13 protein-coding genes are annotated in these 15,990 nt (G+C 68.0%); 8 read left to right on the top strand and 5 right to left on the bottom strand.

Features of this window, described 5'->3' with window-relative positions:
• Positions 1 to 192 precede the first annotated feature (192 nt).
• On the top strand, positions 193 to 1,353 hold the full coding sequence (locus tag bpln_RS36140; RefSeq protein WP_148654172.1) for a DUF6402 family protein: 1,161 nt from the start codon (positions 193 to 195) through the stop codon (positions 1,351 to 1,353).
• Positions 1,350 to 1,853, top strand: coding sequence for a hypothetical protein (locus tag bpln_RS36135; protein ID WP_158512071.1), 504 nt, complete (start codon positions 1,350 to 1,352; stop codon positions 1,851 to 1,853). The genes bpln_RS36140 and bpln_RS36135 overlap by 4 nt, the downstream gene beginning before the upstream one ends.
• Positions 1,854 to 1,936: 83 nt before the next feature.
• Here the strand turns inward: bpln_RS36135 and bpln_RS25300 are convergent, their stop codons facing one another.
• Entirely contained in the window at positions 1,937 to 2,845 is a 909-nt protein-coding gene (locus tag bpln_RS25300; protein ID WP_042627943.1) for a LysR family transcriptional regulator, read from the bottom strand.
• Positions 2,846 to 3,049: 204 nt separating this feature from the next.
• Here bpln_RS25300 and bpln_RS25295 point away from each other — a divergent pair, with 204 nt between their 5' ends.
• The 5 genes from bpln_RS25295 (at position 3,050) to bpln_RS25275 (ending at position 7,783) form a co-directional block, all read left to right on the top strand.
• Positions 3,050 to 3,790 carry an SDR family oxidoreductase gene (locus tag bpln_RS25295; RefSeq protein ID WP_042627942.1) on the top strand — a complete coding sequence of 247 codons (741 nt, stop codon included), beginning with the start codon at positions 3,050 to 3,052 and terminating at the stop codon, positions 3,788 to 3,790.
• A gap of 101 nt (positions 3,791 to 3,891) precedes the next feature.
• Positions 3,892 to 4,113 carry a tautomerase family protein gene (locus bpln_RS25290; RefSeq protein WP_055140342.1) on the top strand — a complete coding sequence of 74 codons (222 nt, stop codon included), beginning with the start codon at positions 3,892 to 3,894 and terminating at the stop codon, positions 4,111 to 4,113.
• Between the two features lie 73 nt (positions 4,114 to 4,186).
• Positions 4,187 to 4,648, top strand: coding sequence for a DoxX family protein (locus bpln_RS25285; protein WP_042627940.1), 462 nt, complete (start codon positions 4,187 to 4,189; stop codon positions 4,646 to 4,648).
• Positions 4,649 to 4,829: 181 nt separating this feature from the next.
• Positions 4,830 to 6,044, top strand: coding sequence for a zinc metallochaperone GTPase ZigA (zigA, locus tag bpln_RS25280; RefSeq protein WP_055140341.1), 1,215 nt, complete (start codon positions 4,830 to 4,832; stop codon positions 6,042 to 6,044).
• Positions 6,045 to 6,247: 203 nt separating this feature from the next.
• Positions 6,248 to 7,783, top strand: coding sequence for a methyl-accepting chemotaxis protein (locus bpln_RS25275; RefSeq protein ID WP_042627938.1), 1,536 nt, complete (start codon positions 6,248 to 6,250; stop codon positions 7,781 to 7,783).
• Positions 7,784 to 7,843: 60 nt separating this feature from the next.
• Here bpln_RS25275 and bpln_RS25270 read toward each other — a convergent pair whose 3' ends face one another.
• Both bpln_RS25270 and bpln_RS25265 read right to left on the bottom strand, forming a co-directional pair.
• Positions 7,844 to 8,998, bottom strand: a complete 1,155-nt coding sequence (locus bpln_RS25270; protein WP_042629428.1) for an MFS transporter — start codon at positions 8,996 to 8,998, stop codon at positions 7,844 to 7,846.
• 180 nt (positions 8,999 to 9,178) lie between these two features.
• Positions 9,179 to 9,943 carry a hypothetical protein gene (locus tag bpln_RS25265; protein WP_123863762.1) on the bottom strand — a complete coding sequence of 255 codons (765 nt, stop codon included), beginning with the start codon at positions 9,941 to 9,943 and terminating at the stop codon, positions 9,179 to 9,181.
• A gap of 326 nt (positions 9,944 to 10,269) precedes the next feature.
• On the opposite strand from bpln_RS25265, the gene bpln_RS25260 reads away from it, so the two are divergent.
• Positions 10,270 to 10,923, top strand: a complete 654-nt coding sequence (locus bpln_RS25260; protein ID WP_042627936.1) for a hypothetical protein — start codon at positions 10,270 to 10,272, stop codon at positions 10,921 to 10,923.
• 235 nt (positions 10,924 to 11,158) lie between these two features.
• Here the strand turns inward: bpln_RS25260 and bpln_RS25255 are convergent, their stop codons facing one another.
• Positions 11,159 to 12,796, bottom strand: a complete 1,638-nt coding sequence (locus bpln_RS25255) for an efflux transporter outer membrane subunit (protein WP_055140339.1) — start codon at positions 12,794 to 12,796, stop codon at positions 11,159 to 11,161.
• Positions 12,793 to 15,978 (bottom strand): efflux RND transporter permease subunit, encoded by a 3,186-nt coding sequence (locus bpln_RS25250; protein WP_055140338.1) that lies wholly within the window; start codon positions 15,976 to 15,978, stop codon positions 12,793 to 12,795. Before bpln_RS25250 ends, bpln_RS25255 begins: the two co-directional genes overlap by 4 nt.
• Between the last annotated feature and the right edge of the window lie 12 nt (positions 15,979 to 15,990).

The following is a 15,990-nucleotide window of genomic DNA, read 5'->3' as shown; positions in this document are numbered from 1 at the left end:
TCCAGGGGGGTAGCTACTCCAGAAGCAGCCTGGAGTGCTTTTTCCATTTCAACTCCCTCTCAGCACAAGAAGTCATACTAGCGTGAGGATTATCAACTTTGCGATGCAATCCCCGACATTTTTGTTGTTGGCCTCGTGGTAGCGTGGGGCGGAGAATGACTATCAGCCCCTCGATCTACCGGGAGTAAGCTAATGGCAGGCGTGCCGTATTACGATATCAATCAGATCATGTGGCGCTGGCGCAGAAAGGAAGGCGCACTTGTTGTACGTGGGGTTGAGCTGTCCATGGCAAAAGCTCCACCTCCACTGGTCAACGAATCGACTGCGGTCCGGGTTCCCCCTCCTCCGAAACCCAAAGCGCAAACCGGTGACGGTCTACTGAAGATGTTTGAGGTACATGACCGCTTCCAGAGATGGCTCAATACTCCGCCCCTGCCCAAACCACCCAAATCCGAAAAGGTTCCCCCGACAGTTCCGCTGTTCGACATCCAGGAGATCCCCGGCGCCATGCGCAAGGAAATGATGCCTGTCGCTGCGAAACTCATGGAACGTTGGTTTGCTGGCCGACTGAACTATTCGAAATCCGAGGCCGATCAAGCCAACGAAATTGATCAAAATGGAAATCCCTATTCCGACGACATGTATGAATACAAAATCGTAACTACGGACTGGGTACTAAAATTCGGGAGAGCAAGAGAGCAGTTTGACCATCTGATAAATGACAGAATTTATAACCCAAAAGCTTTGGCCGTCATCCAAAACATTGTCAACCAGCACCAACGTCACCATCGCATGTATTTTAGTGCGTGGGACGCCTGCGATGACGACATACGGGAATTGCACAAATATTTCCAGTTCCAGAGAGTGACTGTTGACAGCACGTTTGAACAAAAGGCCTGGACTGCATTGGCACAAGCGACCTTCCGCGCTCCTGATGACTTGACCGCCGCACTGGGTTCCTTCGAAATAAACGCAGCCATTCCGGACCTCGAATACGATTTCCAAAAAAAAGTCGCAATTGTTAGAAGGATCGTGGTTTACGTGAAGGACAGCTATTCATTTCAGGGAGCAGCGGATTCGACCTCCCAATATCTTGGACACTGGAGCAAAAATGGCGTGATTATCTCTACTGGCACCGAAGCCGCCAATCTGGCGAGATTCCCGTGGCTGGATCAACCTATTCTCACGGCCCCCGCACAGGCACTTTATGATGCAGGAAAGATCTACTACCCAATCCGCAACAGGGATTTCAGGCAATGGCAACGGATGCATGGAAGGGGTGGCGATTTCATCATTTACTCCAACTACAAGCCGCTTTATCTAAAAAAACCGATATTCGTCCACTTCGAATGAACGGACTATCCACTTACGCCGAAATCTCCGCATCCGGTGGGTTATTCGCCATTTTTATTTTAGCCCTCTTCATTATATTTTCGATCTCCCGGCAGCGCACTTCAAAATCAAAGATCGATAGACTTGACCGATACAAAACAGCACTCGCCAGAACTTCAGTGGTGATCCTGCTGCTCATATCCGGACTCGCCATCCTCAGACATCTCATTATCGAAAGCGATATATCTACCGCAAAATTCGGCAGAGAGGCCTCACTCAACGGCGACTACTTTGCCGAATACGCATATTTGCCGCGCGGCAAGATATTGCTAAGATTATACGATGCTCATTCAAAAAACCTGCTGGCCGAGCGTCTCTATGACTACCAAGACAGAATCAGGCTTGCATGGACAAAAAACTCTCTAATATACGACACCTCGGCCGAGGGCGATGACGGAGAAATCAAGTTACCCCCTGGCTTCTGGGATAAACTCGAAGCCAATTATCTTTATTGGCAGTGAACCGTCTTTTAATTTAAGCCAGGCATCCATCATGCATGTCTTTGATTTTATCATTCATTGACTTTATTAATTCATGTCTTTCGTTACAATGCCGGCCCGAACAGCTCCGCATAGACCTCGCGCAACCAGTCCACGAACACGCGTACGCGCGGCGAGAGCTGCCGCCGGTACGGATAGAGCGCCGTGAGCGGCAGGTCCGGGCTGCGCCACGCGGGCAGCACTTCCACCAGGCGCCCCTCGCGCAGCGCCGCGGCCACGTGAAAGCGCGGCAGCTGGATCAGGCCGCCGCCGCTCTCGCAGGCCACCACGTAGTTCTCCGCGTCGTTCACCGACATCCAGCCGCCGAGGTCGTAGTCGCGCACCTCGCCGTCCACCACCAGCGAGACCGGGTAATCGATGTTGCCGCTGCTCGAGAAGAAGCGCACCGCCTGATGCGAGGCCAGCTCGTCGGGATGGGCCGGCACGCCGAACTCGGCCAGATAGGCGGGACTCGCGCACAGCACCTGCGGCATCATCGCGAGCCGGCGCGCGACCAGCGACGAGTCGTGCGGGCGCCCGCCGCGCACCACGCAATCGACGCCCTCGCGCACCAGATCGACGAGCCGGTCGCCGCTGCTGACCACCAGCTCGATCTCCGGATAGCGGCGATGGAATTCGCCGATGCGCGGCAGCACCACCTGCGTGGCGTGAGTGCCGTGCATGTCCACGCGCAGCACGCCGCGCGGGTTCGACGCGACGTGGCGCAGCGAGGCCTCGGCGTCGTCGAGTTCGCTCAGGATCAGCACGCAGCGCTCGTAGAACGCGCTGCCGTCCTGGGTCGGCGCGACCTGCCGCGTGGTGCGGTCGAGCAGCCGCGTGCCGAGCCGCGCCTCCAGCTGCTTGATGGCGTGCGTGGCGCTCGCGCGCGGAATGCCGAGCATGTCGGCCGAGCGGCTGAAGCTGCCGGTTTCGACGATGCGGGTGAACAGTTGCAGCGTGTCGAGGCGATCCATGGGCGCAATTATTGATTTGACTTGAATATCGGTGCCACTTTACCAGCCGCACACATCGAAAAACAGCGCCATCCCGCGTGGATGGTCCAGTGATTATTGAGGCTGGTTGAATTGTATTAGCAAGCCGCCCGGGTTTATCCATGCCGCCGAAACGAGAAGAATAGGTCCTGACGGGCACGACGCCCTTTCGAACAGGAGCCAGACATGCACACTTCCTCTACCCGTACCGCCATCGTCACGGGCGGCTCGCGCGGCATCGGCCGGGCGATTTCGGCGCGCCTCGCCGCCGACGGCTTCGCCGTGGTGGTCAACTACGCCGGCAACGCGGCGAGCGCGCAGGAAACCGTCGACGCGATCACCGAGGCGGGCGGCACCGCCATCGCCGTGCAGGGCGACGTCGCGAACGACGCCGACGTCACGCGCCTGTTCGACACCGCCGTCGAGCGCTTCGGCCGCGTCGACGCGGTGGTGAACAGCGCCGGCGTGATGTCGATGGCCACCATCGACGGCGCGCACCTCGACGCCTTCGACCGCACGCTCGCGGTCAACCTGCGCGGCGCGTTCATCGTGCTGGCCGAGGCGGCGAAGCGGCTGCAGCGCGGCGGCCGGATCATCGCGCTGTCCACCAGCGTGATCGCGCGCTCGTTTCCCGGCTACGGGCCGTACATCGCCAGCAAGGCCGGCGTGGAGGGCCTCGTGCGCGTGCTCGGCAACGAGCTGCGCGGGCGCGGCATCACCGCGAACGCGGTCGCGCCGGGGCCGGTGGCCACCGAGCTGTTCTTCAACGGCAAGAGCGACGAGCAGATCGCGCAGATCAGCAAGCTCGCCCCGCTCGAACGGCTCGGCGAGCCGGAGGACATCGCCTCGGCCGTGTCGTTCCTGGCCGGCCCCGACGGCGCGTGGGTCAACGCGCAGGTGCTGCGCGTGAACGGCGGCTTCGCCTGAGCGTCGGCCCGCCCGCCCCGCATCCGCAACCGAACCGCGCGTGGCGGCCCGTGCCGCCGCGCCTCGGCCGAGCAATCGGCCTTCCATCAGGAGTCTCGACCATGCCATTTGCCAACTTCAAGTTCCCCGAGGGGATTCTCGACGCCGCCACCAAGGAGGAGATCATCCATCGCACCACGGCGATGTTCGTCGACTACTTCGGCGAGGGCGTGCGGCCGTATTCGATGGTGCTCGTCGATGAGGTCGCCGACGGCGGCTGGGGCCGCGCCGACGAGACGCTGACGCTCGAAAAGATGGGGCGCTCGCCCAAGAGCGGCGCCTGACGCCGGACGGTTCGCGGCGGCCGGGCGCCACCGCGAACCGCAGCGAACCCTCACAACCGCGCTGGAGCCCCCGATGCCGGCCCCCTCCTCCACTTCATCCACCTCCTGCGCCGCGTCGTATCGCGCGGCCCTCGGCGCCGCGCTGCCGCGCGTCTCGCTCGGCGCGATCCTGCTCACGCACGGCCTGCCGAAGCTGCTGCACACCGCGCACGGCGCGATGGCCGACCCGATGGCCAGCTCGATCCGCCTGATCCGCGACGGCGCCGGGCTGCCGTTCGCGCCACAGCTCGCCACGCTGGTGATGCTGATCGAGACGGCCGGCGCGCTGCTGCTGATGCTCGGGCTCGGCACGCGCGCGGTGGCGCTCGCGATCTTCGCCGAAATGATCGGCATCGCCCGTGTGCTCGGGCCGACCTGGCCGTGGCTCGAGCGCGGCATCGAATATCCGGTGCTGATGGGCTGCGTGGCGCTGTCGATCGCGCTGACGGGCGGCGGCCCGTGGTCGCTCGATGCCTGGTGGCGCCGCCGCGGCTGAGCGGGCCAACGGCGGCCACTTCCGCGCCTGGCGTCGGGACGACATATCGTCGTCCGTGAATTTTGAGATGATATAACGTATCATCTCAAAACCCCGTGATGCGCCCGCCCCGCGCCGTCGGTCCGCCCGATGCCGCCGGCACGCCGCACGACGTCCCAACCCACAAGCGCCCGCCACCTTCATGACGACACCCACCCTGCCCGGCGTCTCGCCGAAGCTGCCCGTCACCGTGCTGTCCGGTTTCCTCGGCGCCGGCAAGACCACGCTGCTGAACCACATCCTCAACAACCGCGACGGCCGCCGCGTCGCGGTGATCGTCAACGACATGTCCGAGGTCAACATCGACGCCGCGCTGGTGCGCAACGGCGGCGCCGAACTCTCGCGCACCGACGAGAAGCTCGTCGAGATGAGCAACGGCTGCATCTGCTGCACGCTGCGCGAGGATCTGCTGATCGAGGTGGAACGCCTCGCGCGCGACGGCCGCTTCGACCAGCTCGTGATCGAATCGACCGGCATCTCGGAGCCGCTGCCGGTGGCCGAGACCTTCACGTTCGAGGCCGAGGACGGCCGCAGCCTCGGCGACCTCGCGCGGCTCGACACCATGGTCACGGTGGTCGACGCGTTCAACTTCCTGCGCGACTACGGTTCGTCGGACCGGCTCGCCGCGCGCGGCGAATCGCTCGGCGAGGAGGACCAGCGCACCGTGGTGGACCTGCTGGTCGAGCAGGTGGAATTCTGCGACGTGATCGTGCTGAACAAGACCGACCTGGTCGCCGCCGAGGAACGCGAGCGGTTGATCGCGATACTGACCAGTCTGAATCCCCGTGCGCGCATCGAGATCGCCGAGTTCGGCAAGGTGCCGCTCGCGCGCGTGCTCGACACCGGCCTGTTCGATTTCGACGAGGCCGCGCGCGCGCCGGGCTGGCTCAAGGAGATGCGCGGCGAACACGTGCCCGAATCCGAGGAATACGGCATCCGCAGCTTCGTCTATCACGCGCGCCGGCCGTTTCATCCGCAGCGCTTCTTCGCGCTGGTCGAAAGCGAATGGCCCGGCGTGGTGCGCTCGAAGGGCTTCTTCTGGCTCGCGAGCCATCCGACGCTGGCCGGCAACTGGTCGCAGGCCGGCGCGTTCGCGCATCACGGCGTGGCAGGCCAGTGGTGGGCCGCGGTGCCGCCCGAGCGCTGGCCCGCCGATCCCGAGGCGGTCGCGCTGATCCGCGAGAAATGGGCCGACGGCGTGGGCGACGCGCGCCAGGAGCTGGTGCTGATCGGTGTCGACATGGACGACGCGGCGCTGCGCGCGCGGCTCGACGCGTGCCTGCTCGACGATGCCGAAATGGCGGCCGGGCCGGCCGTCTGGACCACCTGGGCGAACCCGTTCCCCGACTGGCCCTGAGCCGCGTGCTTCGTCCGGTTGATTCGAATCCCTAAGCAAATCGGCACGGATGGATTCATCGGACCAGGCGGTTTCGTCAGACCAGACTCCTCATCCGCGGACCCGCCTCGTGATGCGGGTTTGTCTGCACGCGCGCGCACTCAAGCCGCGCGTTTTTCGCGCCGATATCGTTAAGGAAGACACAACGTATCGAGGCGCAAGGCATGAAGCTGTCCACCAAGCTGTCCGTGCTCGTGATCGCGGCACTCGCGGGGATCGTCCTGATGGCCGTCACCGGCCTCACCATCATGCACGATGCGTTCATCGACAGCCGGCGCGCCGAAGTGGTGGTGCTGCTGAAGAAGGTCGAGCATCTCATCGACGGGATACGCGACCGGCAGGCACGCGGCGAGCTGAGCGCCGCCGAGGCGCAAAAGCTCGCGATATCGGCGATCACGGCACTGAACGTCGACGATCACAGCTACTACTGGGTGAAGAACGCGGAGCACCGGAACCTCGTTCACGTGAATCCGGCCTTCATCGGCAAGCGGATAACCGGGAATCACACCGCGAGCGGCATGACCGACGCCGAGGCCTACGCGCGGGGGCTCGCGCAATCGCACTTCGCGATCGTCGACCTGCTGATCAAGCGCGCGGCCGACAAGCCGCCCGTGCCGAAGCTGCAGGGCGTGATGAAGGTGCCCGACTGGAACTGGCTGGTCGGCACCGGCTTCTTCTATGACGACATCGACCGCGTGTTCGACCGGCTCGCCTGGATCATGGTCGGCATCGGCCTCGTGATCGCGCTGGTGGTGTCCGCGATCGCCGTGGCGATGGTGCGCAGCGTGCGGCGCACGCTGGGCGGCGAACCCGCCCATGCCACCGCGATCGCCACCGACATCGCGAACGGCGACCTGCACGTGACGTTCGACGCCTCACGCGCCGCGCCCGGCAGCCTGATCGCCGCGCTGGCCGAGATGCGCAACCGGCTCGCCACGATGATCGCCGAGATCCAGTCGGCGAGCCAGGCGATCGCGCACGGCGCCGGCGAGATCGCGCAGGGCAATCTCGATCTCTCGCAGCGCACCGAGCAGCAGGCCGCCTCGCTGCAGGAGACCGCCGCGAGCATGGAGCAGATCACCGGCACGGTGCGCCAGAACGCCGACAACGCGCGGCAGGCCAACGGCCTCGTCGACACCGCCAACGACGCCACCGCGCGCGGCGGCGCGGCGGTGCGCGAGGTCGTGGACACCATGTCGCTGATCGCGCAGCAGTCCGGGCGGATCGCCGACATCACCTCGGTGATCGAGGGCATCGCGTTCCAGACCAACATCCTGGCGCTGAACGCGGCCGTGGAGGCCGCGCGCGCCGGCGAGGACGGGCGCGGCTTCGCGGTGGTGGCGAGCGAGGTGCGCTCGCTCGCGCAGCGCAGCGCCTCGGCCGCGAAGGACATCAAGGAGCTGATCCAGATGTCGGTGAACAAGGTCGGCGACGGCAACCGGCTCGTGCAGGTGGCCGGCGAGCGGATGGCCGAGATCGACCGCTCGATCGGCCAGGTCTCGGACATCATCGGCGAGATCTCGGCCGCCTCGGCCGAGCAGGCCACCGGCATCGACCAGGTCGGGCGCGCCGTCACGCAGATGGACGAGGTCACGCAGCAGAACGCGGCGCTCGTCGAGCAGGCGGCGGCCGCGGCGAGCTCGCTCGACGAGCAGGCCGGCCGGCTGCGCTCGGCGGTGGCCGTGTTCCGGCTCGCGTGAGCGCGGCGATGCGCTGCCTCTTCATCGGCTGGCGCGCGGCGGACCGCACCGCCGCCGCCCTCAGCCGCGCTCGCGCGTCGTCCACCAGAAGCCGGACGCCGCCGCGCTGATCGCGGCGCCGAGCAGGCACACGCCCTCCCACCCCGCACGCGCGTAGGTGACCGTGGTGGCGATCGCGCCGAGCCCGCTGCCGGCCGCATAGAAGAGCATGTAGACGCCGATCAGGCGGCTCGGCGCATCGGGCCGCGCGCGAAAGATCAGGCTCTGGCTCGTCACGTGCAGCAACTGGGCGCCGACGTCGAGCAACACGATCCCCGCCAGCAGCGCGCCGAGCGACCGGTGCAGCAGCGCGAGCGGCGCCCAGGCCAGCGTCAGCAGGGCCAGCGCGAGCGCGCTGGTGCGGCCGGCGAAACCGCGGTCGGCCCAGTGCCCGGCCCGCGACGCCGCCAGCGCGCCCGCCGCGCCGGCCAGGCCGAACGCGCCGATCGCCGTGTGCGAAAAGCCGAACGGCGGCGCCGACAGCGGCAGCACCAGCGCGCTCCAGAACACGTTCAGCGCCGCGAACATCAGCAGCGCGAGCACGCCGCGCACGCGCAGCACGCGTTCCTCGCGCAGCAGCGCCAGCATCGACGCGAGCAGTTGCACGTAGCCGCGCCGCGCCGCCGGGGCGGTGGCCGGCAGCCGCCGCGCGAGCGGCCAGGCGAGCGCCAGCATCGCCAGCGCCGAAGCCGCGTACACGCCGCGCCAGCCCACCAGATCGCCGAGCGCGCCCGACACCACGCGCGCCAGCAGCAGCCCGACGAACACCCCGCCCTGCGCCGCGCCCACCACGCGGCCACGCTCGTCGGGTGCCGCCGCGCTGGCCGCGCAGGCGATCAGCCCCTGCGTCATGGCCGTGCCGAGCAGGCCCACGCCGAGCATCGCCGCGAGCAGCAGCGGCACCGAGCGCGCGCCGGCCACCGCCGCGAGCGCGGCGACCAGCGCCACGCACTGCGCGCCGATCAGGCGCCGCCGGTCGAGGCGGTCGCCCAGCGGCACCAGCAGCAGCAGCGCCAGCGCGCAGCCGAGCTGGGTGGCCGTGACCACGCCGCCGACGGCCCCGCGCGCGATGCCGAAATCGGTCGCGAACGCATCGAGCAGCGGCTGCGCGTAGTAGACGTTGGCGACGCTCACGCCGCTCGCGACCGCGAACAGCGCGACGAGCGCGCGCGGCATGCGGGCGTCATGCGCCACCGCGGTTTCGCATGGCCGGGCGGCCGGGCACGGCACGGACACATCCATGGAGGAACTCCATCTGGTTTCAAATGAGGACCAAACAGAGCGTAATCGAATAGGTTTCGATTTGCAACCAAATCGGGTGAAGCCATCAAGCCGCCCGCCCGCGCCGCCGAACCTTCAAGCGCGCCCGAGCAGCGCCGGCAGGTTTCCGTCGAAGTAATGCACGCCCGCATGCGTGGTGCGGAACCACGGGCAGGCGTAGATCGCGCCGCCGAGGTCGCGCCATTTCCGGCAGAACGACAGATCCTCGGACAGCGCGCGGCCGTTCGGCTCGCGCAGGAATTCGAAGTGCTCGTGCAGATGCGTGGCGTGCGGCACGAGATGGCGATACACCTCCGGCACCTCGACGCGCGTGTCGGGATAGGCCAGCGCGAGCTTCTCGAACACCGCGCGCTCCAGCAGCATCAGGCCGGCGCCGCCGGCCGCCACCTCGACCGGCTGCTCGCCCTGCAGGGCGCCGTCGCCGATCGCGTAGAGCGTGTGCCGATAGTCGGCGGCGGCCAGCGCCACCTGCTGCGCCGACAGCTCGGGCCGCCGGCGCGCCGTCTCCACCACCGCCTGCCAGTCGAGTTGCTTGGCCGGATAGGGGCCGAGCGCGATCTCGGCCCGCAGCGCGTGCATCCGCAGCACGTCTCGCCCCTCGAAGCCGACGTCGGCATCCACGAACAGCAGGTGCGAGAGCGTGGATTCGTCGAGGAAGCGCCGGATCAGCACGTTGCGCTGCTGGTGCAGCAGCGCGGTGCCGCTCACGTAGAAGAATTCGAAGCCGAGCCCGGCCTCGAGGCAGGCGCGCTGCAGCGACAGCAGCCCGGTCACGTAGGGCAGATAACAGCTCGAACCATAGGCGGGGGTCGCGACGAAGATGCCTGGAGTCGGTTTCATGGTGGCCCGGGAGTGGATGGCTTGTTATCCGCCCACTTTCATTGAAAAGCCATGCGGGCGTCAATTGGGTGTCGGGCGGGGGCTCGAGCGGCGCGGGCGCCGTCGCGCGCGGATGCCGCAAGGCGGCGGAAAGTCTGTTGAATCATGCGAATTTCTGCAAAATTCCATCGGATCGACTCGCGCTGGTGACCATACTGGCGCGCGATCGGAGAGAGCCGATCGCGCCTTGCCGCCGCCCCGCCTTTGCGCCTTTGCGCCGTGCCTCGGCGGGCCCGGGGCGGCCTGCGGTTTTCCCGCCGTCGAGCCAACAGGAGACAACCATCATCATGACCACTTCCTTCGCCGAAAGCCTCGCCATCGCCATCGTGCCCACCGCGCCGATCTATACCGACTACGGCAGCGGCGCCAGCCTCAACGTGGCCATCTACCGCCCGGTCTCGATTCCGGACGGCTGGTACTACCTGGGCGACCTCGCCGTGTCGCTGCCGAGCTCCGTGCCGTACACGTCGCCGGCCGTGGCGAACATCGCGCCCTACGCCGTGATCGTGCAGCCGCTCGACGGCAACGCGGTCTGCCCCGTCAACGCCGGCACGCAGGCGCTGTGGACCGACCAGCATTCGGACGGCGCGCAGGACATCGAGATCTGGGCGCCGCAGCCGGCCAAGCAGGGCTACACCGCGCTCGGGCTGTTCGCCTGGGTCGGCGAGGGCTACGAAGGCAGCCCGGCCGGCAGCTTCTGGTGGAACAAGCTGGCGGCCATCAACAGCTCGTACGTCAAGCCGGGCGAGTTCGGCAGGATGATCTGGAGCGACCAGAACTCGGGCGCGAAAGGCGGCGGCCAGTGGGGGGACATCGCGTTCTGGAGCATCACGACGAGCCAGCTCGGCCTGATTCCCACCAATACCTTCGTCGCGGCGTCCGACTACAGCTCGCCGCCGGTGGGACTGGTGCCGGCCCCCAACATCCTGCCGACGCTCTGAGCCCCGCGTCCCGAAGCGGCATCCGGCCGGCACGCGCCAGGCATGCCGGCCGCGCGGCGGGCGCTCGCGGTCCCGCCCGCCGCGATGCGGCCCGGGCCGGCGCGATCGGGCCGCCCTCGCCGGGCGCCGCCGGCGCGGCACCGTGATGACACCGCGCGCCTGCCGCGGCGCGGCCCCGGCCTGCGCGAACGGACCGCCGCCAGGCCGGCGCCGGCATGACCGCAAGCCCCCGCCCTCAGCGGTTCACGGTCGCCTCCGCGCCCGGATTCGCCGCCGCGTCCCGCTGCACGCTCGCCGCCGCGTTCGCCGCGTCCGGCGGCCAGCCGCCGGCCAGCGCCTTGTACAGCGCGACCACGGCCGCCGCGCCGCGCGTGCGGCTGTCGGCGGCCGCATCCTGCGCGTCGAGCCGCGAGCGCTGCGCGTCGAGCACCTCGAAATAGCCGATCGAGCCGGCCGTGAAGCGGGCCCGCGCGATCTGCTCGGCGCGCGCGCTGTCGGCCGCCGCGCGTTCGAGCGCGGCCGCCTCGTCGCGCGTGCGCGCGGCGCGCAGCAGCGCGTTCTCGGTGTCCTCCAGCGCGCCGAGCACGGTCTGCTGGTACTGCGCCAGTTGCTGCGCGGCCTGCGCGTCGCTCTGCGCGATGCGCGCGCGCACGCGGCCGATGTCGAGGAACGACCAGTCGATGCCGAGCATCGCGAGGTTCTGGTCGCTGCCCTCGCGGAACACGCCGTAGCTGTTGGTCAGGCTGCCGATGAAGCCCGAGAACGTGAAGCGCGGAAACAGGTCGGCGGTGGCCACGCCCACCCGCGCGGTGGCCGCGTGCAGGCGCGCCTCGGCCGCCGCCACGTCGGGGCGCCGGCGCAGCAGCCCGGCCGGCGTGCCCGGATCGATCCCGGCCGGCACCACCGGCAGCGGCGCGGGCGCGTCGAGCCGGGCGATCAGCGCGTCGGGCGGCTGCCCGGTCAGCACGGCGAGGCGGTGCTCGTCCACGCCGATCGCGGCCTCGTACACGGCCACCCGCGACGAGGTGGTTTCGTACTGCGCGCGCTGGCGCGCCGCGTCGAACTCGGAGCCGCGCCCGGCCGCGAAGCGCGTGTCGATCAGCCGAAGCGTGTCGCGCTGGTTCGCGGCGTTCTCGCGCGCGATGCGCAGCCGTTCCTGCTGACCGCGCAGGTCGAGGTAGGCGGCGGCCACGTCGCCGGCGATCGCCACCCGCACCGCGCGCAGGTCCGCCGCGCTCGCGGCCGTCTCGGCGCGCTGCGATTCGACGCCGCGCCGCACGCGGCCGAACAGGTCCAGCTCCCAGCTCGCGTTGAGGTTCGCGCCCGAACTCGGCGTGTCGCGCTCGCTGCGCGGCGCCCCGTAGGCCTGATCCCGGCTGATCAGCTGATGGCCGATCTGCGCATTGGCGGTGACGGTCGGGAACAGGTCGAAGCGCGCGTTGCGCAGCAGCGCGTTGGCCTCGTCGTAGCGCGCGATCGACACGCGCAGGTCCGGGTTCGACGCCAGCGCGGCGGTGATCAGCCCGCTCAGCACCGGATCGCCGAAGCCGCGCCAGAACGCGGCGTCCGGCGGATCGAGGGCGGCCGGGGCATCGCCGGACACTGCGGCCACGGCCGGCGGCACCGGGTTGGCCCCGGCACCGGATGCGGCCGAGGCAACCGACGCGCCGGACGAAGCGGATGCAGCAGATGCCACCGGCGCGACGTCGGGCACCGCCGATTCACGCCCCGCGTCGGCGCGCGCGAAGCGCGCCGGCAGCGCGGCCGTGGACGGCGGCCGGAAATCGGGGCCGACGGTGCAGGCGGCCATCACGAGCGCCAGCGCGAGCGGCGCCAAACGGAACAGCCTGGACGACGAAAGCGTTGCGTTCATTGCGCGACCTCCTGCGAAACAGCCGGCGCGCTCGCGCCGGGCTCATGCCACGCGGCGGGCCGGCGGCTCGCCAGCGTGCGGATCGCGACGTAGAACACCGGCGTGAGGAACAGCCCGAACAGCGTCACGCCGAGCATCCCAGAGAACACCGTGACGCCGGTGGCGGCCCGCACCTCGCTGCCGGCCCCCGAGCCGATCAGCAGCGGCACCGAGCCCGCGATGAACGCCACCGAGGTCATCACGATCGGCCGCAACCGCAGCCGGCACGCCTCGAGCGCGGCGCCGACGATCGAGCGCCCCTGGATCTCCAACTCGCGCGCGAACTCGACGATCAGGATCGCGTTCTTGCAGGCCAGGCCCATCAGCACCACCAGCCCCACCTGCACGAACACGTTGTTGTCGCCGCCCGAGAGCCACACGCCGAACAGCGCGGCGCACATGCAGACCGGCACGATCAGGATCACCGCCAGCGGCAGCGTCCAGCTCTCGTAGAGCGCGGCCAGCACCAGGAACACCAGCATCACGGCGAGCGGGAACACCACCACCGCCGCGTTGCTCTGCGTGACCTGCTGGTAGCTGAGGTCGGTCCATTCGAGCGTGATGCCGGGCGGCAGCGTTTCCTTGGCGATCTGCTGCAGCTTGGCGATCACCTGCGCCGACGACATCACTTTCGGGTCGGCCTCGCCGATCAGGTCGGCGGCCGGATAGCCGTTGTAGCGGATCACCGGATCGGGGCCGAACGCAGGCGTGACGCTGACCATCGAGCCGATCGGCACCATCTCGCCCGCCGCGTTGCGGGTGCGCAGGTTGGCGATGTCGTCGGCGCTCTGGCGGAATGGCGTGTCCGCCTGCGCCATCACGCGGTAGACGCGCCCGAACAGGTTGAAGTCGTTCACGTAGGCCGAGCCCAGATACACCTGCAGCGTGTCGAACAGGTCGGTCAGCGCGACGCCCTGCGCCTTGGCCTTGACGCGATCGACGTTGATCTCCAGCTGCGGGATGTTGGCCTGATAGCTGCTGACCGGGTAATGCATGCCCGGCGTCTGCGCGACCCTCGCCTGGAACGCCGACAGCGCGTTCTGCAGCGCGCCGTAGCCGAGCCCCGCGCGATCCTCCAGGTACAGCGAATAGCCCGAGCCGTTGCCGAGGCCCTGGATCGGCGGCGGCATCAGCGCGTAGACGAAGCCGTCCTTGATCGCCGAGAAGCGCCGGTTCAGCTCGGCGCTGATCTGCCCGGCGCCGCGCTTGCGCTCGTCGAACGGCTTCAGGATCACGTAGGAGGCGGTCACGTTCGGGGTGGTGGTCTGCTGCAGCGCGTTCAGGCCGGCGAAGCCCTGCACCATCTCCACGCCCTCGGTCTCGTGCGCGATCTGCTGCATGCGCGCGGCCACCGCGCTGGTGCGGGCCAGCGAGGCGCCCTCGGGCAGCTTGGCGCCGGTGTAGAGATAGAGCTTGTCCTGCAGCGGGATGAAGCCGCCCGGCACGGCGCGAAACAGCAGCACGGTGGCGCCGAGCAATGCCACGTACACCACGAACACCGCGCCGCGCCGGCCCAGCGAGCGCGCCACCACGCCGTGATAGCGCGTCGAGCTGCGCTCGAAGAAGCGGTTGAACGGCCGGAACAGCCAGCCGAAGCCGCGCTCGATGGCGCGCGCGAGCGCATCCTTCGGCGCGCCGTGCGGCTCGAGCAGCCGCGCCGCGAGCGCCGGCGAGAGCGTCAGCGAGTTGATCGCCGAGATCACCGTGGAGATCGCGATGGTCACCGCGAACTGCTTGTAGAACTGCCCGGTCACGCCCGACAGGAACGACATCGGCACGAACACCGCGCACAACACCAGCGCGATCGCCACGATCGGCCCGGACACCTCCTTCATCGCCCGATGCGCGGCCTCGCGCGGCGAGTGCCCCTGCGCGATGTTGCGCTCGACGTTCTCCACCACCACGATCGCGTCGTCCACCACGATGCCGATCGCGAGCACCAGCCCGAACAGCGTCAGCGTGTTGATGGAGTAGCCGAGCAGGTAGAGCCCCGCGAAGGTGCCGATCACCGACACCGGCACGGCCACCAGCGGAATGATCGAGGCGCGCCAGGTCTGCAGGAACAGGATCACCACCAGCACCACCAGCACCACCGCCTCGATCAGCGTGTGCTGCACGGCGCGGATCGAGTCACGCACGAACACGGTCGGGTCCCACACCGGCCGATACGCGACGCCGGAGGGAAAGCGCTTCGACAATTCGTCGAGCTTCGCGTAGACCGCGTTGGCCACCTGCAGCGAGTTCGCGCCCGGCGACAGGAAGATGCCGGTCACGGCCGAGGACTTGTCGTTGAAGAACGAGCGCAGCGTGTAGTTGTCGGCGCCGAGTTCGACGCGCGCGACGTCCGACAGGCGCACCACCTGCCCGTCGGTGCCGCTCTTCAGCACGATCGCGCCGAATTCCTGCGGGCTGCGCAGCCGGCCGCGCACGTTGATCGAGGTGAGGAAGTCGTTGTGCTTCGGCGCCGGCTCCGCGCCGAGCTGGCCGGCCGACACCTGCACGTTCTGCTCGCGCACGGCGGCCATCACGTCGGCCGTGGTGAGCCCGCGTGAGGCGAGCCGGTTCGGGTCGAGCCAGATCCGCATCGCGTAGTCGCCCGAGCCGTTCAGGCTCACGTCGCCGATGCCGGGAATCCGCGACAGCTCGTCCTTCACGTGCAGCGTCAAATAATTGCGCAGGTACAGCGAATCACGGCTGCCGTCGGGCGAATAGAGGCTCACGTACATCAGCGGCGTGGGCGACTGCTTCTGGGTGGTCACGCCGTACTGGCGCACCTCGTCGGGCAGCCGCGTGAGCGCCTGGCTCACGCGGTTCTGCACGCGCACGGCGGCGGTGTCGGGGTCCACGTTCGGCTGGAACGTGACCACCACCTGCAGGCTGCCGTCGGAGGCCGCCACCGACTTCATGTACATGATGCCTTCCACGCCGTTGATCGCTTCCTCGAGCGGCTCGGCCACCGATTCGGCGATCTCCTTCGGGTTCGCGCCCGGATAGTTGGCATGCACCACCACGCTCGGCGGCACGACTTCCGGATACTCGCCCGAGGGCAGCAGCGGGATCGCGATCAGCCCGACCGCGAAGATGATGATCGACAGCACCACCGCGAAGATCGGCCGGTCGATGAAGAATTTCGAAAAGTCCATGGCGGCACGCTC

It is taken from the genome of Burkholderia plantarii, assembly GCF_001411805.1.
Lineage (GTDB): Bacteria > Pseudomonadota > Gammaproteobacteria > Burkholderiales > Burkholderiaceae > Burkholderia > Burkholderia plantarii.
Note: the sequence above shows the minus strand (reverse complement) of the source record. Positions and strands in the feature narration are given on the sequence as shown.